Genomic DNA, 21957 nt, shown 5'->3' with positions numbered 1-21957 from the left:
TCCTTGCCCGGCGCTGTTCTACGTCGCGCCCGACGGTACCGTCGGGCGGCTCCTTTTCGCGGCTGTCGCAGGACTTGCCGCCGATTTCGCCGACCGCCACCGCGCCCGCCTCACCCGCGCTGTGACATAACGTTCGCGCCACATCAGTCACTTGCTGTGTCTGTGGACGGTTTTCCCGCGGTTGGGAAGATCTGATGACCTGGTGCTCGAGGCATGAAACGCTTCGGAAATCGTGGAAATTCTCGGAAAGCCGCTGTCCAGGAGGTGGAAACCGGCATGTTCCAAGGCGCGGCTGGGCGTGCCCGGCTGGACGAGTTGATGGACGCTGTGCACAAGGGCATGGAGTCCATCGCTGAGGCGCAGGAAGAGCGAGCCAAGCTGACTGCGTCGGCTTCTGACGCGGGTAGCCGGGTGACGGTGACGGTCAACGCCGATGGGATCGTGATCGAGACCCGGTTCGCCGGTGACATCGATGAACTCACCTACGACGAAATCGCCGCTGCCGTCACCAAGGCGGCGCAGCGAGCAGCTGCCGACGTGCGGGCGCAGTCGGAAAGCGTCATGGCCGCCGCCGGTCAGGGCTTCGGAACGATCCCGGAGTTCGACGAAATGGGTGCGGACATCTCCGATTTCACCAGACTTGTCCCACCCGCGCCGGAAGTGTCGCTGTTGCCGCCTCCGGAATCGTCGTCGCGAGTATCAGACGACGACGTGTGGTGAAGATTGCAATAGCTTGTCGCGCTTGAAGAGGTCTCTACGTCGGAAGGTAGGCGAAAGTGGCAGCGAACTTCGACGGCTTGCCGAGTCCAGCGTCCGGCACTCGAGATGAGGTGGTCGGAACTTTGGAAGTCGGCTTCACACTCCGTGGCAGCGAGGTGACGGTCGCGGCATCGAACACCCCGGTCGAGGCCGGTGCGGAGACGCGGGCGCGGGAGTTGGTGTTTCGAATCGGGCAGCAGTTGGCGCAGGTGGGTCCGGCGGGCTGGACCAGGCTGGACGCTGTGTTCGCATTGACGGTTACCGACCGGATCGCCCGAGTCCGCTACAGCGGCTCGGACGGCCGAGTGTTGGAGGTCGCGCCGGAGGAGAAGATCGTGGATTGGGCTCGGAGCCAGCGGGAGTTGATAGCCGAGCTGGAGGGCGAGCCGTGGTGGCGGATGATTCTGGGCTTGTCTGCCGACGGCGAAATCACTGTCGACTTCGATGACGGCGATGAGCCGTTCCCCGCCGACCAGATGTTGTCGCCGGAGTCGTACTTGCTTGACATCGAGGTGTTTCCGCGCAATCGACTGCCGCTGTGGTTGGCTGCCTACATCGCCGATGATGGTGGGCAGCAGCGTCCAGCGAAGCGTGTCGGTTTAGTCGCCGCCCCGAGTTCTGTGGCAGACATGCATGCCGAGCTTGCCGACGAACTTCCGCCGCTGCGTTCGATGCGTTCGCGGTGGGCGACACTCGCGGCCGTGGCGGCTGCGGTGAGGTCGCAGTTCGGGCCGAGGATGCTGCCGTCGATGTGCTGGTTCGAGGGTGAATCGCGCAGTGGCAGCACTGTGTTCGTGCTGCCGGACGGTAGTGCTGTGTTGTCGGGCGGGCTGGGCAACGACCTGGAGTTGGCGGCTGCCTACCGCGGTCTCGCCGCTATGCCGCAGCTGTATCGCGGCGCGCCGTGGTGGGTGGCCGATCAGGTACTGAATGCTCGAGCACAGCAGGGAACTTTGTCGTTCTGTTTCTGGTGGGACAAATCGGGTTGGTATCGGGGCGATTCGCCGCGGCCGTGTGAAGTCGCGGCTGCGTTGCCCGCCATCTGGACGACCGGGGCCGTGCTCGACCGGATTGTGGAGCAGGTGGCACATGACGGCGACGGGCATGTCAGGGTGGCGGCGGAGGCGCTGTTGTCGGCGGCCGACGGGGGCCGGGTCGAGCATCGGCTTCTGCTGGATTTGCTTGCCGATCGGTCGGACTCCGATGTGGACGGGGCATATTACGAATATTTTCTCGCGGGACTTGCCGCGTGATGGTTGTTGGGCATCGTCAGGAGAGTGATATGGCCGATTGGATCAGTGTCGACTTCCACGAAACGAACAAGGTGGCGGATCGGCTGAAGGAGTCGGCCGGCAAACTCGGCGACCTCGGGAAAGGACTTGAAGGCGAGAAGGAGTCATACGAGGCGTCGCCGTGTTGGGGCACCGACGATATCGGGAAGGGCTGTGGGGACAACTACGGCAAGCTGATGAACCAGAACATGAGCCTGTTGGCGAATTTCGAGAAGTCTTTGAGCGAGATTGCCGATCGCCTGAACTACGCGATGTCGGCGCACCAGGCCGTGGAGGGTTCGTCGGCGCAGGCGTTCGCGGAATCGTCGGGCGATCTGACGGCCTGAGGTTTCGCGCTGTGCGATGTTCTGGTGAGGCGTCGTGACAATCGGTGTTCCGTCGTGGTTGGCCGATGTCGCGGATTTTCTCAATTTCGGTACGGAGTTTCCGGATGGGGACGAGGACGCGATCACGCGACTGGGCGATCTCTGGGGGGATTATGCCGACCGGCTCGAAGCGAAGATCGCGGAGATCGAAGACTGGGTGAACCGCGCCGCCGCGACCTACGAGGGCAAGGGGCAGGACGAGTTTCGTCAGGCGTGCAAGGGCTTGCTGCAGGACAAGGCCACCAATCTGCATGCGGTGGTGGCGTCGATGCGTCAAACCCGCGACATGCTGTACAACACCTCGGCGACGGTGGAGTACACGAAGGCTGAGCTGTTGGCGTTCGCGGCGTGGACGGCGTACACAGCGGCGCAGTTGGCATCGACGGTGGCCGGTTCGGCGGCGATTCCCGGTTTGTACGCGGCGGGCCGGGCCATTGTGGTCTCGATTGCCAACTGGGCCAAGAGCACGGTCGCTCGGGACGCGTCGGTGTTGGCCGAGCGGGGGGCGTTGGAGCAGTTGATGGCCAAGGAGCTGGCCCAGTTCGGTTTTGAGGACTTGAAAACTGCGGGCGTGGACGCGTTGAAGGGCGGGTTGCCTAAAATCGGGGCCGACGCGGGCGATCTGGGTGCACAGGCGGGCAAGAATGCCGCCGCGAAGTCGGGTGCCGGGGTGGTCGCGAAGGCAGGCGAGGATGCTGCCGCTAGAGCGGGCGAGGATGCGGCGGCGAAGGCGGGCGGGGATGCTGCCGGTAAGGGCCTTGTCACCAGCGTTTCGGGTCAGGAGGTCGCGGGCGCGGCAGAGAAGCTGTCGTTGAAAAATCTTGTGGCGCAGGGGTTGGTGGCCGGGGGGAAGCAGGCGTTGACGGGTGGGGCGCTGGATGGGGCTATCGAGACGGGACAAATGGCGCTCGGGGACAACAGGAAGCACTTCGACTCTGAGCAGTTCGTTTCCTCGGCGTTGTCGTGGGGCGGTGGCGGGATGGTCGGTCACGTGGTGAGCGCCCCGGCCGCTAGGGCGACCGAGCGTCTGGTTGCGGGCTGGAGCGACCACACCGCCGACGCGGTGCGGCTTGTGAGCGGCGTCGTCGCCGGCACTGTGGGCAGTGTGCCGGGTATGTCACTGGGCGGCGCCGCAGGCACGGCGTTGTTCGGCGGTGGTTTCACGTTTTCAATGAAGCCGGAGCAGTTCCTGCAGATCAGCGTGTTGCATGCGGCCGGCGCGACGTCAGCGAACTTCGCCATCCGAAGGAACTTGGTTGCCGAGGACTTCGGGCAGGTTCATCAGATGTACCGCAACCTGGCGGGCCGGAGCGCGCCCTCGGGTGTGGAGACGCCGACCGAACAGGCGCAGCGGCAGGATTTTCAGCACAGGCTCGCCCAGGAGTATGGCAAAGCAATTGGCCAAGCTGCTCATGGTCAGCAGGTGGGATTGAAGGGTTTCAACCGACTTCGCTCCGAACTCGATGCAAGGCAGGGAGTGACATCGGACCGCCGCACCGGGGCCGTGCCAGCTACCGCTGTCCCCACCGCGGGTCAGGCGGGACAGGCGGGTCAGGCGGGACAGGCGGGACAGGCGGGACAGGCGGGACAGGCGGGACAGGCGGGACGAGCTTCGGGTGCCGGGGCGGCGAACGGGTCGTCCGGCGCGAATTCGGGGTCCGGCAACGGCAATGGGTCCGGTCCGGTTGTGGCGGACAAGGCGGGTTCGGCCGCCCCGGCCGCAGGCAGCGGCCGCCCCGGCGAGCAGGCGGGCGCCGCGGCGACGGCGGCGCACTCGGCCGCGGCTGGTGGCGAGGCCGCCGCGCCGGACGGACGTTCGGCGACCAACGGTCATGTTTCACAAACGCGGAGAGCCCCGGGCGGGGAGCCGGAAGCGTCGGATGGGTCGGCTCTGGGGGTCTCGCCGGGGCCTGTGACGATTCGCGACGCGATGAACACTGTGTTGGCCGCGCGCGATAACGCCGCGCAAGGGTGGCACGACGCGGTGGCGGCGTTGGGTGTGGATCCGGCCACCGCGGACCCGGATGCGGTGGACGCGCTGCGGCGGGCCGCGCTGGATCATCAGCGTTTGCTCGGCAGGGGCGGATCGGTGAGTACGGTGCTGGCTCGGGAAGAGGCGGAACGGGAGCTGCATGAGGCGGTGATCGCGTTGGGCGGTGATCCGGGTGATGTGAAGGGGATGCGCGCGCTGCGGGAGGCGGCAGTGCGGTTCGATGACGCCGGGGACTGGGTGAGGCGGCTCGAGCAGCAGGTGGGCGGCGAGGCCGATCTTCCTGCTGTGAGTGTTTTGTTGGGCGGATTGGTCGAGCGCGCCGAGGCGTCACGCTTGTTCTACGAGGCGACCAAGGGTCTGACCGAGGAACAGGTGTGGCTGCTGCGTTCGGGGGCAGCGCGTTACGACGTTTTCCAGGCGTTGACGAAGATCCTGATCGATCCGCAGGTTCGCGCCGAGTACGCCGCCGAGGGTGCGTCAGAGCTCGCGGATCTGTACGAGGCCGTCGTTCGCTACCACGGCTTACGATCGGAGCCGACTTTCGAGCTCCCGGTCACGGGTGGTCCTGGTCGGCTGCGTCAGTGGTTGCGCGCGATCCTGCCGAGCCAGCTCGGGCCGAACCCCGACGCCCCCGCCACGGACACGCCGGTCGCGGAGATCGTCGCGCGTCTGGCCGTTGAGCCCGCATCCGAGTTCGCGCGGCTGGAGGCGGACTCCGACCGTCGGTTGCGCGCGGCGACCGATGATTTTCAAGCGCGTTTCGAGGCGATGAAGGCCCACGGCCTGAACACCGGCAAGAAGATGTGGCGCGTGCTCGTGTCGGGCCGCGCGGAAGCCGAGGAGGCGCTGCGGGCGTTCCAAGGCCCCGCATTCAACACGTTCCGCGACGACCTCCGCGCATTCCACGACATCCGCGAGAACCTGGCGGCGGAGCGGAGCGCGGTGTCGGCGTCTGCCCGCGCGCGGCTGGAGACCGACGCCCAGGTGGCAACGCAACGCGCGAAAACTGAGGCAGCCGCCGCCGCGGAGCGCGCGAAAACCGACGCTTCCCGCATTTCGCACGCTGCACAGCCAACACCCCTCCAAGAGTTCGTGCGTCGGCTGCACGAGATCGACGCGGAGGCTCAGCGGTGCGGCCTCTACACCCGGGCGAGTCCTGAGGTGATCGCGCGCAACGCGTTGCGCGCGGCTCGAGATGTTGCCTCTGATGAGCAATCGAGGCTGCGGAGGAGCTTCGACCGTCTTGGGTCGGAACATGGCCTGAGGCTTGGTGATGACCAATGGAATCGGATCATCACCAGCCGCGAGGCGGCTGAGGAGGTTTTGCGGGATCTGCCGTTGGGTGTCGCGTTCACCGAGTTCCGCGAGCCGGTTGACCGATATTACGCGGCTCGCGCCGAGTTGGACGCTGCACTGGCCGATCAGGTGTCGCTCGCCAGTGGCGCTAGAGCGGCTCTGGAGGACCAGGCACAACAGGCCACCACTCGCGCGATCGAAGCCGCGACAGATGGCTCTGCCTCGCGGGGCACGGCCGACCCCGGTACGGCCGTGAAAGGTGCAGACGCCACTGTTCCCAAGGAGCAGTCCGACCCCAATCCTTTCGAGGAAGCCCGCCAGCCCGACGCGTCCCAGAGCCCCGCGGAGATGCATGCCGCCGAACAGCTAGAGGCCGTTCGTGCGCGAGTCTCGGAAGCCAAGTCGGCTGTCGATACGGCACAACGGCGATACGACCAGGCTGTGGCCCAGCGAGAGGATCGGCTCGCGGAGGCGACGGACGAACAGGGCAAGGCCGCGGTCGACGAAAACATTGAACTGTTGCGGGCGGCCCTCGAGGATCGCCAGGCAACACTACGGGCAGAGCTCGTGGAGTACGAGGCATTGCTGCGGGCTACCCGCAACCTGGACAACGCCCAGGAGCGGGCCGCCGAACTTGCGGCCATGCAAGCCGAACGCGATGCCGGCATACCGCCGGACGAGCGCCGAAAGTTCGACTCCGATGTCGCGGAACGGGAACAGCAACTGCGTGATGAACTGGGCCTTTCCCCCTCGAACGCCGGCGACGACCCTCGGGTTCGCCAGGCCCGTAGGACCGCCCAGGAGCTGCGATCGGCTTACTTCGAAGCCGTCGACGATTTTGTCAACGAGCGAGTGTCCCACGCAGATCCTCAGGACGAGTTCGCCGAGCTGGAAGCGCAGCGGGAAGCCGCTGACGATCCGCGGCTGACGGATATGCGCAAGGCGATGAAGAATGCCGACGCGGACGTCGAGGCGCTCGAGGGCAAATACAAGCCTGCCGAGGAGAAAACCACTGGGGAGAAGTCCGAGCCCGGGACCACTGTGGACGAGGGCAGGAAGCCCGGTTCTTCTGATGAGGCTGCACAGTTGAAGCAGGGTGCGGCGCACTCGGTGCCGTCTGGAGATGGCGGTCACGGTGCCGGACAGAAGACGAATACTGCGGGAGATGAGGGACATTCGACCGACGATTCGTCGAAGCCCACTGGGAACGATCACCCGAGGAAGCGATCGCTTTCGCAGCGGCTACACGACAAGCTGGCCAGGTTGATCGATGCGGCGGTGCGGGAGGCGCGGCTACACGACAAGCTGGGCAAGTTGCTCGATCCGGCGTTGCGGGAGGCAAAGGACAAGGTCGGGGGTGAGCGTGCGCTCGAAAAGCTGGCTGCACTTCGGGAGTCCCGCGCGGAAACAACCAAGGATCCGACCTTGCGCGAGACGCATGTGTATCGCCGGGCGGCAATACATGTGCTGCGGTACTACAAAACCATTCGGGGGGCGATGAAGGAGTTGTCCGGCCCGGAGCTGGATGAGATGCAGCGAAACGGTACCGAGCTGGAGGCGATGGTGTCGATCCTGGAGTCGATACGCCGCGCGACGTCTCCTACGCTGCTGGGCCGAACCCTCTTGGGCAAGGTGATGCGATGGAACCAGGTGTGGGCGATGCTGGGCGGCCGTGACGGCGTCATGGCTCAGATGAGCACTGCTCAGGGTAAGACCTTGGTGGGTGGTGCGGTCGCCTTGTGGGTCAGTGCCCGCGAGGGTGTGTGTCAGGTGGCCACTACGACTGAGACGCTCGCCAACCGGGCGGTGAAGGATCTCTACAGCCATTTGGGTGAACTGCTGGACCGTCAGATTATTCGATGGGATCCCCATTCATCGTCTTTCGAGGGGCCGGAAAACGCGGCCGAAGAGGGATATGTACCGACGATCGTTGTCCTCACAGATAGTGAGAACAAGACCAGTAGATTGTATGACAACCGGCCGCCTGGACGCTTCGTTGTTCTCGACGAGGCTGACCGAATTCTTGTTTTCCAGGACACTCCGCACTACCTCCGCGTAGGTGAGGACGACAAGATGGAGCCTCCCCGAGCTGCCGAATGGCTGGAAATGCGTAAATTCCTCGTAGAGCAGAAAGCTGCGGGCAACCTCACTGACGAAGATTTCAAGATAAGTGGCCGGGTATTCGGTATGTTGGGACGGGTCGCCGGCGGCGATCCGGTGATATCCGACAAGGTGTTGGCGAAGGCGGAGAAACTGTGGGCCGAGCGGCTCGAGCAGCCGGGGCGAAAATTTACCGATGACGACGTGAAGATGTTTACTCGGACAGTTCAGGGTGAATATCGAATTCTGGGCCGTGATTACAAGGTGCATATCGACGCTGGCGGTAGAAAAGTGATCGTACTGCTCGACACCGATGGCAAGCCGATGCGTGATGCGAAGCTGTCGACGGAAAGCGAATGGCAGGACGGTCTCCAACAAGCTGTTCAGGCCAAGCATGGCGCGGACATGACCGCAGACGGTGATGAGGGTTCGGCGAAGAGCATCGCCAACGATGAGTGCTACAACAAAGAGAACTATGACACCATCTTCTGCATGTCTGGAACGCTCGAGGGTGTTGCCGCTGAGGAGATCAAGGAGCGAGGCTTCAATGTCAAGGGCTTGATGCGCATCAATGACTATTACAAATCACTCCTAAAGGTTTTCCGGCGGGTCCCGAAAACCGATGATGGAATGTATGGCTTTGCTCTGGAAAAGCTCGAGGAAGCGCACGCAGAACATCGACCGGTGCTTGCCATCACGCCGTACGACGATATGGTCGGCACTTTCTGCAAGATGCTGGACGAGAAGGGCATCGACTATAATCGGGTCGACGCCGACTGGTTCCTGCAGCATGAGAATATGGAATGGGTGCAGTCGTCTGAGAATGCTGATTGGTTCGATCCGGAAAAGCACCGTGAGCTGGTTCTCAATAAAGATGCGAATGCGCTTGCCGAAGAGCATCTGATCTACATTCAAGAGCATGCCGGTGAGCAAGGCAAAGTGACGGTAGCGACAGGATTGCTCGGTCGTGGCGCCGATATCGCGCTCGGGCAGGGTGTCAGAGAACTCGGTGGACTCCGTGTCGTATGTGTGGGCGCCGATCCGGATGGCCCCGCCGAGAATTGGCAGCGGGTTGCGCGTGCGGCACGCAATGGGGAGCCAGGCGATGCCTGGGTCGTCGACTCCTACACCAACCGGCAGTACGGGCAGGCGCGGGATCCCGGTGTCGGTGTCGCGGTCATCCATCACGTCAAAGCGGAGCGAGCCGCCGACCTTGCGATCAAGCAACGTGACGAGGTGGCCAACCGGCTCGAGACCGCCAAGTCTGCCGCGGCCGATGCCGCGGCTCGAGCGGAGACCGCTGATGCTGTGGCCAAGGCTGCCGTTCAGTCCGTTGCGGCCACCGACGCTGTGTCCGATAAGAGCGACACCGCTGTCACGGCGAGAAAGGCTGACCAAGCTCGCCAGGCGGCTGAACAGGCGCGCAAGGTGGCCGAGCAGACGGCGGCCGAGCAGCAAGAATCGGAATCGGCGCTCAAAAAGGCCGAAATGAATGTTAAAGCGGCCGAAGCCAAGCGTGAAGATGCCACGAATTCGATGATCGACAAGGCAGCGCGAGCGGCGGAGGCCCAGGCGAGCATTGCGCGGAAGCTTCGCCGCGGCAACCCGGCGCTCGCCTCGCCGGCCGCCCCCGCGCAGGACGCATCGTCGACGGGATCCAGTCGAGCGAGCGTGCCGTCGGCCACCGTTGGTTCGTCGCAGCACAGCATGGTCACTCTCGCCGCACCGATGCTCAGCGGTGGCGGTCAGGTTGGACAGGCGCAGAGTGCTGGGTCCGCCAGCTCGGCGCAGCCAGGTGACGGTCCCGATTCCTTCGATATGGACAGAGCCGAGGAATTTGTCGCCAGCGTTGCCGACTGGGCTGATCCCTCAGCCGATCTCGGCGATGTCGAGGTGTCCGAAGCAGAAACCCAGCAGCGCGCTGCATTCGCTGAACAGGTCACCGAGGCATACAGTGCTGCCGAGGCCGGCAGTGCCGCCGGGTTGTCCAGGCTGGCAGCGTTGGAGGCGCAAGCCCGGCAGGCCGGGTGGTTCGTACCCGTCGGAAGCGAATCGGCGACAGTTTCGATCGGCGACGGTACAGGCGATAGTGACCAGACCACCGATATGACTCTCCGGACGGCTCCGATATCTGAGCAGGTGGTTTCCGCGCCGAAGGAAGCCGACACCGAGCAGGACGAACAAGAGGATTCCGTCGAGGCGCTGGAGGCTGTGTTCTCCACCCGGCATGCCTGGACCTACGCCGAAATCCAACAGCTGCTGATCAACGCGCAGATCATGGGCGGTCAGCAAGCGGAGAACGGGGCCGTTGTCGAAGCCTTGACCAATCACTTGCGACTGCTTACCCAAGTGCGCCAGTCGGGCGGTCCGGCGCCTGGCCTGCTGCGCGGTTCTGCCGTGGCCTCCATGGTGTGGGTCCGTGCGTGGAAGCGACTGCAGGGTCTCGCCGCCGCCGTCGATGCCCACGCCGACGACGACGAAAGCGCCGACGGCGGCCAGGCTCCTTCTCGCACGTCGGTTACCAGCCTGATTGCGCAGATGCTCACCGAGGAGGGCTTTTCCGCCGCCACCGACTCTCTGGGTCTGAGTGAGCAGGATACTGCGCTCCTGCGGTCGGCTGCCGAACAGCTATGGGCGGCAGCGGAATCCTTGGGGATCGTCGAAGAACTTCTCACCTTGCTCCACGCCACCGAGCTGGAACAGGCGACACGGCGACCCGACGAAGGTCTGCGGCTATTGTGGGTCGGCGAGTCGGATCCCGACGAACTACAGGCTTGGGAACCTGTCCAGAACTGGGGCTTTCTGCTGGTGCGCGATTCTGCGACCAATGGTGAGCAGCCGTGGCGAGTAGCGCAGCCGCACGAACTACGCGAAGGCGTCTTGAACGGAGCGCTCGTTCGCGATGCGAAGTACTGTGCCGCCCTCCGCGCCGCAGACCCTGAGGAACTGCAACGGCAGATCTTGAGCAGACTGCGGCAAACAGAGCTGGCTGGATGGGCGGCGAGTAAAAGGGGCAAGGAATTCCGGCGAAGCATGCGCGCGCTGCGGGAACGCAAGGAACCAGCGACATTGGTCCTCGGCTTCCTGACCGGATCCGACGAGCCTGCAAAAGATGAGCTGTTGGTCTCCGACGTGGTAGTCCCCTATCAGCAGACGCCGGGCGCCGGGTATGTGACCGATTGGCACGATGCCCGTGCACATGCGTTTATGGGTGCTGAGAACTTCAACCTGATACCCGAGGAGACCTTCGAAAAAGTAGTCGTCCGGCAGGTGGTGCAAGGCATGGGCTGGCTGGCGCGCACCCCGAAGGCAATGTCGGAACTGTTCCGGGTGGCCGCCGCCGGTGCCCCGGTGTGGATCGAAACCGGGTGGCGCCCCGAATCCGAAGACCTCGAGGCTGAAGTCGAGCTTATGCAGCAGGCGTTGGTGCAGGCAGGCTTCGCCGATGTCGACTCGGATTTCCAAGACACGGAAGACGGCTATACGGTTGTTTTCACGGCCGCTAAACCGGTCGTGAAGCCCGAGCAGGAGACCGCCCCTGCTGGTCCGAGTGCACTTCAGACCCCGTCGGGTCCGGTCGGGGTTCAGTCCATCGACCCCTCCGTCGGCCCGCAGTCCACCACGCTGCCTCCGGTGGCGCCGCGCAGCGCCTTCGATCCGTCCGGCGCGGTGCGGTCCGCGGCGCAGTCGGTTCTGACGCCGCAGGCGTCGGCGATGGTCGATGCTGCGGGGCGCACGCTGATCGGCGGGTCCGCCGTCACGAAGCCGGTGCTGGATTGGCTTGTCCTGCAAGGCCGTGTCGCGGCGGCGGCGGCGCGGGTCGGCGTTACGGGCGATCCGACGGTGCTGTTCCGCAACGACTCAGCCGCCGACGGTGACATCGCGCGCTTGATCACGGGTCTGGTCACCGGGGACGGTGGTCGTGATCTCGAGCAGCCCGTGCTGTGGCTGCTGCTCGCTGGGATCGGCGACTTCCGCGCAGCCACCCAGGCGCTCGAGCGCGCCGCCGTGGCGACATCGGAAACGACCGCGGCAGAGCCGGTTACCCGACCCGACGTGTTGGCGGCGCGCACTCGGACGCGCGATGCAGTCGAGGCGCTTGGTGCGGCATTCGACTCCCTTCCGGGTTCCGACGCGACCGAGGGCGACTCGACCGACGCGACCGACACTGCAGTTGCCGAGGCGGAGGATGCTGTCACCGAGATCGACACGACAGCGCTGGAAGCAGCCGTGTGCGAGTTCCTCGATGCCTTCACGAATCTCGGCGTGCTCGATGTCCGCCTGGCGCAGCAACAGAACCAGGCGCAAACACCCGCACCCGACGAGACCGCGACGTCCGCCGCCGCCCTCCTCGGCCTTCCGAGCGACCCGGCCGCGCCCGGGCCCGGTCGATCCGTTACCTCCAGAGACGCAGGCGAGGGCCGGGCGCGGTTCGCGCTCGACCGGGCACAGCCCCAGACCGGGACCGGGCATCCCGCCGCGCGGGCCGAGACCAATGAGCCCGTGTCGGGGGATATCGAAAAGCTGGGTGAGGCTTTCTACCGCGGTGGTGGGTTCCTGATCGAAACGTCCGCGGACGGGCTTCGCTTGCATCAGGATTTCACGTCGCGGGCCGACCTGACCGGCCGGACCGGTGTCTCGGTGGTCGTCGAATCGGACGGCGACGTGCGGAAGGTGTATTTCCGGTCGTTGGATCGGTTTGGTGGCGCGCGTTATTCGAGTGTGACGCTTCCCGGCAGTGGCGCGGTGGCGGCGACTTCCTACCTGCCCGGCAGCGGCGCTGTGATGGCGGGTGCCGACCTGCTCGCGGTGGCCGCGCTCGAGACTGTGGCGACCTCGGGGGTGCCGCTTCTAGAGCAACTGGAGGGTGCCGGCTTCAAGTCTGTCTTGGGCAACATCATGCGGTTGCGTCACGGCGACCAGGAATTGTTCGCCTCGATCGGTCCGGACGGTGCGTTGACATTGCACACGCCGCTGCGTGGCGGGCAGGTCGATCTGGTGTCGCGGTCGCAGATCGTGGGGGTCACGACGATGAGCAACCGCCGTCGGCAGACGATCCCTGCGCTGCGGTTGACCGACGGCCGGGTGGAATACACGCTGACGAGCACGTCCCAGGAACGCTTCGACACCCGGGTCGTAGGGCCCGCATCGTCGACCTCGGAGCCGACGAAGGACGCGCCGAACCGCCCCCCGGACCCCAGTAAGGATTCTCCGGCGGCGGAGGCTTACGTGCCGGCACTGGAGCCGTTGCCTGCCGACCTCGACATTATCGTGTCCGGGCCGGCGGCTGCCGGTGGTGATGCCGGGGGCGGTGGCACCGGTGGTGGTGGTCGCACCACGGTGCGTGGTGGTGTGCGGCAAGGGCCGCCGGTGTGGGCAGGCGACCCGTCGGTGGAGTCTCGGGTTTTCGAGGTGTTGCCCGGGCAGCCGGTGTTGCTGGTGAAGGACCGCGACCTGTGGCGAGTGGCTCAGCCAGGTGAGTATGTGGCGGGGGCGGAGGGCGACACCGTGGCGCGCAGCGCCGTGTTGTGTGCGGATTTGACCGCGAGCTCTGTCGAGCAGTTGGAGAACTCTGTAAAGAACTTGTTGAGACGTGTGTGGGAGGGCGACGTTGCCGCGGGCGGTGTCGAGGCACCTGCGTGGTGGGATCCTGCATCGGGGGAGCCGCCGGTGATGTGGGAGGAAATCCGGCTCGCGGAGAATTGTGGGTGGTTCCTGGTGCGGGGTGTAGACGGTCAGTGGCGGGTGGCCCGGTCGGAGCAGGTTCGCCCCGAGTTCCGTAACAAGTGGTCTGATCTAGCTGCGGTGGTGGGCGCGGATCTGGTCGCCAACGTTGTTTCCCGTGTGCAGGCGCAAGTGTTCCGTGCGGTGCGTGCGGCCTCGGCGAACGCGAGTACCGCGACGGCGCAACAGGCGCTGGCGCGGGCCCGTGCCGCGACGACGACAAGCGCGGCGACGGCAACGACTGCGGGGGCCGGCGGGGCGTCGGCCGGCGGGGTGACGCTGATGGTCGCGAACGGGCCGAGCGTGGGCGTGGGGCCGGGTGTGGTGTCAGTGTCGACGGTGTCGCCGGACGGGGCCGACGTGTGGTCGGATGTGGAGTCGTTGCCGTTCGAGGACGGCTCGTTTGAGCGTGTGGTGGTGGATCTTCCGATGTTGTCGGAGGCGGCGACGCCGCTGTCGTTGGGTAGTGGCGCGTCGGAGTTGTTCCGGGTGCTGGGTGCTGGCGGCCAGTTGGTGGTGCGGTTGCGGACCGAGAACGGCAATGTCCTGGACGACGCCTTGGTGACCTCTCGTCTGGCGGCAGCGGGTTTCGAGGATGTGGCCTCGGACGACGATGAGGACGACCCAATGTACTGGGTCTTCCGTGCCTCCGTCCCGTCGCAAGCCGACCCCGGCGAGGTTTCAACCCGTCCCGGCGCTGCGCCCAGTTCCGTTGCTGCGTTGGTCACAACGGCGTCAACTGTCGCTGCGGCTGCCCCCGACGACGGCACGCGCGCATGGCTCGACCAGCATATGGCGGCGGCGCGCAGGTTCGTCGCGGCCGAGCTGCGGGAAGTCGCGGAGATCGTGGCGGGGGTTGAGGCCGTGCTTGCTCGGTTGCGGAAACTGCCGGAAGAACAGCGCAGAGACCTTCTGCGCTACATCGCCGAGGGCCGTCTTGAGCTGGCGGAGGAGGCAGTCCCCACAGACGAGGTGTTGCGCCGGGGGGTGGGCGTGTTGTCTATGGATAGTCCGAAGAAAGCGCTCGCCAAGCTGGATTCGACTACGCCGTCCGTGCAAGGCGCGCGGGCTGATGCTTTAGCGGTGTTCCCGTCGGTGCCGCTCGCGACCGCGTTGGCGCTGCTGCCCACCCACCAACTACGCGAAGTCTTACTGTTGTTGGCTGAAGGCAGCCGGTTCGAAGAGGCGCTGAATCTGCTGTTTCGACAGTTGGGTCAGGTCCCCACGCTGGACCAGCTGCTGGAAACCGGGTCGGAGCAGCGGTTCCCGATCGCCAGGACGCCTTCGCTCGCCGACGCGCTCCGCATCTACCGTGCCCAGCCGCTGGGCCTACGTGCGCAAATCAACATCGACGCAGACGCGTTGCTGGCCCGGCTGGCGGAGTTCGGTACGACGGCGACCGATAAGTTCGAGCAGGCGTATAGCGACTATCTCAGCGATCACCGTGACGTCCCCGATGACCAGCAGCCCGATCCGACCGGCCTGGCCGACCGCAACCTGATCGACAACGAGCTCGAGCATGTCGACACCAAGTCGGAATCCGGCAAGCGGCTGCGGCGAGCAGCGAAGTTCACGATGTCGGTGCTCCACTCATTGGAGCTCGTCAACGAGCTGCGGTCGCAAGAGCTCGCACCAGACTCGACAATGGCCGGCTTGTTCCAGACCCTCCTGCTGCGGCTGTCGGCATGGCTGGACATCGTGGAGCAGTTGGGCGCGAGCGAAGTGCTGGACGCACAGCACGTCGAACTCGGACTCCCCGGCCAGGAGCTGACCGAGATCAAAAACGCAATCGTGTTGCACCGCCGTCAATCCGAGCAGACCCCACCAGTCACCCCGATGAGGCTCAACGTCGCGGCCCGAGATAGTGCGATTCAATCGGCTGGTCGGTCCCCGACCGATCGACCGTACGTGGGTGACTTCGACTACCCGCGTAGCCCGACCTTGAACCGCTTCGGGGGCCGATACGGCGAGTATGAAATCGGTGTGCCAACACCGTCTTCCGCAGCGGCTGACGCCGCGCAGGCGCGGCCGGGTGCTGTGGCCCTGCCGAATGACACCGTCGCGGCGATCGGCGGGTCCGTCCCGGCGCAGAGCCCGTTTGCTTTCGCCGAAGTCGGCGACGGTAGGTTGACGTACCGATTCGCCGTCGTGAGTGACGGTCTCCAGGCGGGGTGGCGACCGAGAGAGATACTCCAAACGCTGGCAGTGCTTCTCAAGGACTCGCTTGGTCGTGCCACCCCAGTGGAGGACGCCGTCCGGCACGTGGTCGACGCCGCGCGGGACGGGATTTCGGTGATCACCGGCCGTCGCGAGAATCCCTCGGTCACCTTTACGTTCGCGGTTGTCCACGGCGCATCTGTGACAATCGGTCGGCTCGGCGACGGCGGCGCTGCGTGGCTCCCTTACATCGACGGGGAGCGACCGCAATTTCTGATGCCCGCACAAACCGAACCCCAGCAGGCGGTGCGGACGCACGTGATGATGGGCGACGGTGCCGTGCTGATCGGCACCGACAGCACCTTCGGGGGCCAGTCGGCCGCTGCTCTGGCCGCCACCGCGCGCATCGCATCGCGACCCGCTACCGAGGACAGCGGAGCGCGAACTCTCTTGCACGCCATCCAGGACCTCGCCAACTCCGGCCAGCCCGGGAGCATGGTCCTCATGCGTGCCGGGCAAGGCGATGTCGGTCGTACTCGCCGGGCGCTCGATGCAGTGCGAGTGAACGCGTTGGCTGAGATGGGTGCTCGAGCGTCAAGTGATCAGCGGGTCGCGGTACATGCATGGAAACTTGTTTATGACGAGGTCTGTGCCCAGTTGTATCGGGTCGATCAGTTTGTGGCGCAGGCAAACCAACCGGATGTGTCAACGGAGCTGAAGGATCTGCTTGCCGCGCATCTGACCGTGTCGATGATGTGGGTCGAGACGCGGAACGCGATGAACGCGGGCGAGGTTCGACGCGCGGAGTTCGACGCGGCGACCGAGCGGGTTCATCGGATCGAGCGACGTATTATCGAATGGGAGCAAGCGAATTCGCATCGGACTGGGCCGCTGGTACCTGCACCGCTCGCGCCTGTCGGTGCAGGGCCTTCGGCCGGTAGGGTCGAGCGTCGACCGGTTGTCGTCGCCGTGCCGAAGGCACCCGAGGACGCGCCGCAAAACGGGAAGCAGCGCGAGCCCGACCGGGCGAACGTCGACCGTCCGGCCGCTGAGAATGAGGCAAGTAAGGTTCCGTGGCGTTATGCGGTGATGGCTCCGACAACCGATTCGCGGTGGACCCCAGAGCCGCTTGAGCAGGGCTCTTCGGCCGGGGAATCGGATCGTTTGGTGTCAGGTGCACCCGGAAACCTGTCGCAGATGCCACCACACCTGCGACAGGCCGTCGATCGAGCAATCGCGGATTTTGCTGATGTGTTCGCCCGGCCCCGGAACATAGATGAATTGCACAAGAAACTCTCAAGCGGCATGTCGTTCGACGATCTGCTCGTGATCAGGGAGCTGTCGTTTCGGTTGAACGGTGAAGCGCCGCCTTCGCTGTCGCGAGAGAGCATGGAAGTTTTCCTGCGGAGGGTATGGGACAACAGGGAATCCATTTCCAACTATCTGGATGTCTACGAAATGTACAACGGGCTGGACGTGAACAGCGTTGTCGATGATCCAGGCGCCTTTATGCGCAGCATGGCGCAAATACTGGAGGAGCGCCAGACTGAAATTTCAAGGAGTGCGAAGCTGCAGGGAGGCGAGGCCCCTCGGCTGACACCGGATAATCTCGACAGGATCGATCCCACTCGCGTGCATTTCGTCTATTTCACTCCTGAAGACCCGCAGGGAAAACGGTATCGCGTGTTCGTGAATCCGACGATTCAGGCGAGGGCGGATCTCGCGCGAAGGATCGTGCACGAGATCGTGGATGATCCGGAGCGCTTCCCCGGGATCTATGAGGCGAAGGTCTCCGGACCCAACGAGGAGCGGATCGAAGGGATTGTGATCCGTGTGGATGATCTCGAGGCTGCGGGCCGGGTCGTCGAGTGGCTCCGAGCCTTCCAACAGGACAATCCCGATGCACTCCGCTGGACAGTGCCGGCCATGTCGCATTTGGTATTGCCCGGAGTGAGCGTCGCTGCCGAGGCCCCGGAGACGATGAGGAGGAACCACAGCTTTGGGTCGGCACGATCACACCTCATTCGGCAGGCACTGGACGAAACAAGCGACGGGGATTTCGCCGATTTCCTCGCCGCAGTGCTGGCGAAGTTCCGCGCTATGGGTATCGATACTGATCGTCCGTACCGCAATGCTGGCGACGAGTCGATCGAACCGTCCGCCATCCGATCCGCCAGGCTCGAAGGCAGTCCGAGCCAGGGTGTTCCCGATCGGGTGCGTGTGGGCGAAACGGATTCGGCGCTACCGCCGACCGACATGCCCGAGCACGGCGACGCGTTCGCAGCAGCGGGCGGTGGTGAGAGGCAAGCCGGATACGACGCCGTACAAGAAACCGCGCAAACCACGTCGGGAAAGGCGGTGCGCCCCGGGAATTTCGGCGAAACGATTCGGCGATTGATGCGCGAGCGCAATGTTGCGCTCGCGGCGGCGGAACGAGGGATCCAGGCGCTTCCCGGGCATTGGCCGTATCGATTTGCCGCATGGCGGAAAAATCCACAAGGCGCCGATGCGCTTCTGGTTCAGTTGGGGATGGCCCTGGGAGCCTATGACTCGTTGTTCACGGCGGTCGACGAGGCGGTTCGGCGATACCATGCGCTGGAGTCGGACCTAGAGCAGGCGCTGCAGCGTGTTCGGCAGGGTTTGGAGGCAACGCGTAGCCGCGGATGGGTCGCGATCCTTGCTGCGGCCAACGGTTTACAGGTCGATTTGTTGGTGCTGCAGGCTCCTGGTTTGGCGGCGGTGGAGGCGCTTCGAGGTCGGGTTACTGTGGCCCAGCATGACGTGCTGTGGCGGCGAAAGGTGTCCTACGACGAGTCGGTCGTGCAGTTGGGCAGGCTCGGGCAGTTCGAGCGACTGCTGGCCGATCCAGATGCGCCGGTGGAGTTGGTGGACCTGCTCGCCGACCATGTCGAGGCGTTGGCCGGTTTGGTTGCGACGCTGGAGCAGATGCACCCGGCCGATGTCGAGCGTGCCGCCTACAACGCGGACATTGAGCGAGTGCAACGCGCAGAGCAGCGTATCGCCGCGTGGGAGCAGGCCAACTCGTCGGCACGCCCGGTCCAGTTGGCCGCGCCGCCCGAGGCGGCGCTTGTCGGAGGGCCGGAGGGACCGGTGAGCGAGGTCGAGGCGGAGACGCCGGCAGCCTCCGTCGAGGCGAGTCCGGCGTCGGCGGATCGTATCGAGTCGGCGCTGCCGGTCGATCTATGGACGCCGGAGCCTGTTTCGTCAGATACCGACGAGGGTGATTTCGGCACGCCGAAGGACACCATCGTCGGGGCGTTCGGCGGTGTCGACGGCGAATACCACGGGCGCCTGGAGGTTCCGACACCGTCCGCTGCCGCCGGGCGGGCGACTCGAGCGACGCGAGAGGCGTTGACTCGCGAACGCAACATGGCGTGGCGGCGGGTCAGGGAGATTGCCGGTGCAGTCCAGGTCGATGTCGCGGCGGGGCGCGCGGCGAGTGCGGCCGGGGCGGAGGCGGCTGCGGAGGCAGCGTTGGCTGGAGCGGGTGACCTGCCGACAGGGCGGCGCGGGCCGATGCTGGAGGCGCTGCGAGTCTATTTCGAGGCCGATACGCAGTTGTCGGTGTTGAAACGGTTCGTGCAGGAGTCGATGGTTCCGTACACATCGCCCGACCTGCTCGCACTGCTCGAAGAGTATGTGGCGGCGTCGGCTGTGTGGGCGAGGGCGCGGACGAGGGTCCGAGGGCCGGTGCCGGGCGACACCATGACTCGCTCTCGGTACGTGGCCGCGACGGCCGCGGTGCATGAGGTCGGGCAGCGGATCGAGGCATGGGACACGGCGCATCCAGTGCAGTTGCGGGTGGCGCGTGCAGTGGTGCTCGGTGCACACGACTCCCTGGCACGCACACAAGCCGCGGCGGCGTCCGAGGCCGAGGACGACTCGACACCCCCGGATTCCGCGAGGCTGGACGAGATGGCCGCCCAGTTGATCTACAAGGCGGCGCGGACCGAGTACGAACTTAATGCGATGGTCGGCCCCGGCGCGCGCGACCTGTTGGCGGTGTTGGCAGCTGAGGGCGTGACTTCTGCGTTCGGACGCGTCGAGGGTCACCCAGAGCAGGAGCGAATTTGTGATGCGCTGCGAAAGTTCGAGCTCGCCAAGCGCGCGGGGAGCTGGATCGAGGAGTATCGGCAGACCCCGGCCGATGAAGTCAACCAGGCCCGGCGCACGTGGCTGGAGCGGCGATTGTGGAGCGTGCGGGCATGGCTGGCCGGGACCAGGCTGATGTCGGAGGGGCGTGTATCGGACCCATGGGACGACAGCTTCGTGACGCTCAGCACGGTGGACGGCGCGCATGCGCGTTACTCTGCGGGAGCGGTTCCACATCAGGCCGGTGAGTACCGGTTCGGAATCGTGTGTCAGGGCGTGCAGGCATCCCCGCATGCGGCCGCCGCGGCCGCTACTGCGTCAAGCGCCGCATCACACATGCTGTGGGACTTGCTGAACCGTGGTTTCCCAGTGGAAATCGCTGTGCGGGAAGCGATCGTGGCCGCCCACTGGGCCGTCGTCGATCTCACCGACCGCCTGTTCCCGGGCGAGGTGCCGGCGGGCCAGTTGCCCGAGACCACCATCTCGATCGGTGCGTCCGACGGCAGCAGGCTGACGGCTGCCTGCAAGGGCAGCGGCGGCGTCGCATGGCTCGAGGACACCGACGCCACCGCGTCTCAGCTATTGGCGATGGCCGACGGGAACGGCGGTCTTTCGAAGAGCCGAAACGTCGCCGCGCCCGGTTATCTGCCTGCGGTGCGTACACATATCGCGATGGGCCACGGAACCCTGCTCGTCGGCAATGCCGGAACCTTCGTGGGCAGATCACCGGCCGAGTTGGCCGAACTGGCGCAAACCCAGTCGCGAGCCCTGACCGAAGCAGTCGGCGATCTCGCCGACACCGCCCCCCAAGAACAGGCGCCCTGCCTCGTCCTGATCCGGCCCGCCGCGGCGACTCACCAGGCCGATGAGGCCGAACTGCCCACAGCGCGGAGAGCCGCTGACTCCATCGGACGTGATGACAGCCCGAGCGAGGGTGAACGGCTGGACGCCCCAGACTGGTGGGGTCCGACCACGCCCGACGCCGAGGGCGGAATTGGAGATGATGAGGCGGCCGCCGAGACAGTGCAGAAAGCGGAGCCAGGGCGGGCTGCTGAGACGACGCCGCAGTCGGCGTCTGCCCCAAATTTCGGCGCGGGTAGACATGGCCAGGCGGGTGCGGCCGCGACGCCTGCCGACTTGAGTCTGGACGCGGACGAGCTAGCTGAGCTGCATGTGCAGTTGGAACATCGGATCGCTCATGCCGCAGCAGACTTGCACACGCTGATCGGATCCGAAGAGCTTGCTCCATATGATGATGAGCCGCAGCGTGATAGGCCTGCCGACCCGAGCGAGGTATTTCGGGCCTTGGCCGAGGGCAGCTTTGTCGCTGCCGCCGGACTCGTCGCTGTGCATCCGCGTGCGGAGCAGATCCTGGAACGGCTGCGCGAGTTCGATTTGCTGAACCGTGCGGTCCGCTGGATCGACGAGTACCAACGGCCGCCGCTTCCGGATGCGGCGGCCGCGCCGCGGCACGAGCGGCTCGCGCAGCGATTGCATAGCGTTCGCCAGTGGTTGAACCCCGTGCCCGCGCAGCCGGGCACCGTGGCCGCATGGAATGACACCGTCGCCGCGCTCGGCGAGCCTGCCCGGTCGCAGAACCCTTGCCATTTCGCCGTGATGGTCCACGGTGGGCGGGAGTACCGATTCGCGGTCGTCGGCGACGGCCTGCAGCCGGGGTGGCGGCCGGGAGAGATAATCCGGGCGTTGACAGTAATTCTCAACGATTCGCTCGGCCGGGGCACTCCCGTGGAGGAGGCGGTGCGGCAGGTGGTCGATGCCGCGCGGAACAGTATCGCGGTAATTACTGGCCGTCGCGAGAATCCGTCGGTCACGTTTACGTTCGCGGTTGTCCACGGCGCGTCGGTGACAGTCGGTCGGATCGGCGACGGCGGTGCCGCGTGGCTGAACGACAGCGATGGCGGGCGATCGCAACTTCTTGCGCCGGCGCAGACCGGACTGCCGCAGGCGGTGCGGACGTATGAGCTGATGGGCGACGGCGCACTGTTGATCGCCGCCGACCGCACCTTCGGGGGCCGGTCGGCGACTGCTCTGGCGGCTACGGCCCTCACCGGGTCGCGAACGCTCCTGGAAGCCGTCCACGACCTTGCCGACTCGGCCCGACTCGGCAGCATCGTCCTGCTCCGCGTCGGCCGCGAGC

At 65.5% G+C, this 21957-nt stretch carries 4 protein-coding genes (1 of these 4 running past the window's edge); all 4 read left to right on the top strand.

The window, feature by feature from the left end; genetic code table 11:
* Positions 1 to 213 precede the first annotated feature (213 nt).
* Tightly spaced (at most 56 nt apart), the 4 genes in view from ACQP2U_RS24430 to ACQP2U_RS24415 form a layout consistent with a single transcriptional unit that may run on beyond the window.
* Positions 214 to 720, top strand: coding sequence for a YbaB/EbfC family nucleoid-associated protein (locus ACQP2U_RS24430; RefSeq protein ID WP_433709618.1), 507 nt, complete (start codon positions 214 to 216; stop codon positions 718 to 720).
* A 56-nt stretch (positions 721 to 776) separates the two neighbouring features.
* Positions 777 to 2012 (top strand): hypothetical protein, encoded by a 1236-nt coding sequence (locus tag ACQP2U_RS24425; protein ID WP_433709617.1) that lies wholly within the window; start codon positions 777 to 779, stop codon positions 2010 to 2012.
* A gap of 29 nt (positions 2013 to 2041) precedes the next feature.
* Entirely contained in the window at positions 2042 to 2377 is a 336-nt protein-coding gene (locus tag ACQP2U_RS24420; RefSeq protein WP_433709616.1) for a WXG100 family type VII secretion target, read from the top strand.
* A 34-nt stretch (positions 2378 to 2411) separates the two neighbouring features.
* Positions 2412 to 21957: the 5' end (the start) of a pyridoxal-phosphate dependent enzyme gene (locus tag ACQP2U_RS24415; RefSeq protein ID WP_433709615.1), read on the top strand. The gene runs 27869 nt beyond the window's last position; only the first 19546 of its 47415 coding nucleotides appear in the window; the start codon lies at positions 2412 to 2414; its stop codon lies off the right edge, out of view.

This window comes from Nocardia sp. CA-084685 (genome assembly GCF_050955785.1).
GTDB lineage: Bacteria > Actinomycetota > Actinomycetes > Mycobacteriales > Mycobacteriaceae > Nocardia.
Note: the sequence above shows the minus strand (reverse complement) of the source record. Positions and strands in the feature narration are given on the sequence as shown.

Coding starts and splice junctions, on each gene's coding strand:
- ACQP2U_RS24430 (WP_433709618.1), top strand. CDS start 214: ATGAAACGCTTCGGAAATCGTGGAAATTCTCGGAAAGCCGCTGTCCAG.
- ACQP2U_RS24420 (WP_433709616.1), top strand. CDS start 2,042: ATGGCCGATTGGATCAGTGTCGACTTCCACGAAACGAACAAGGTGGCG.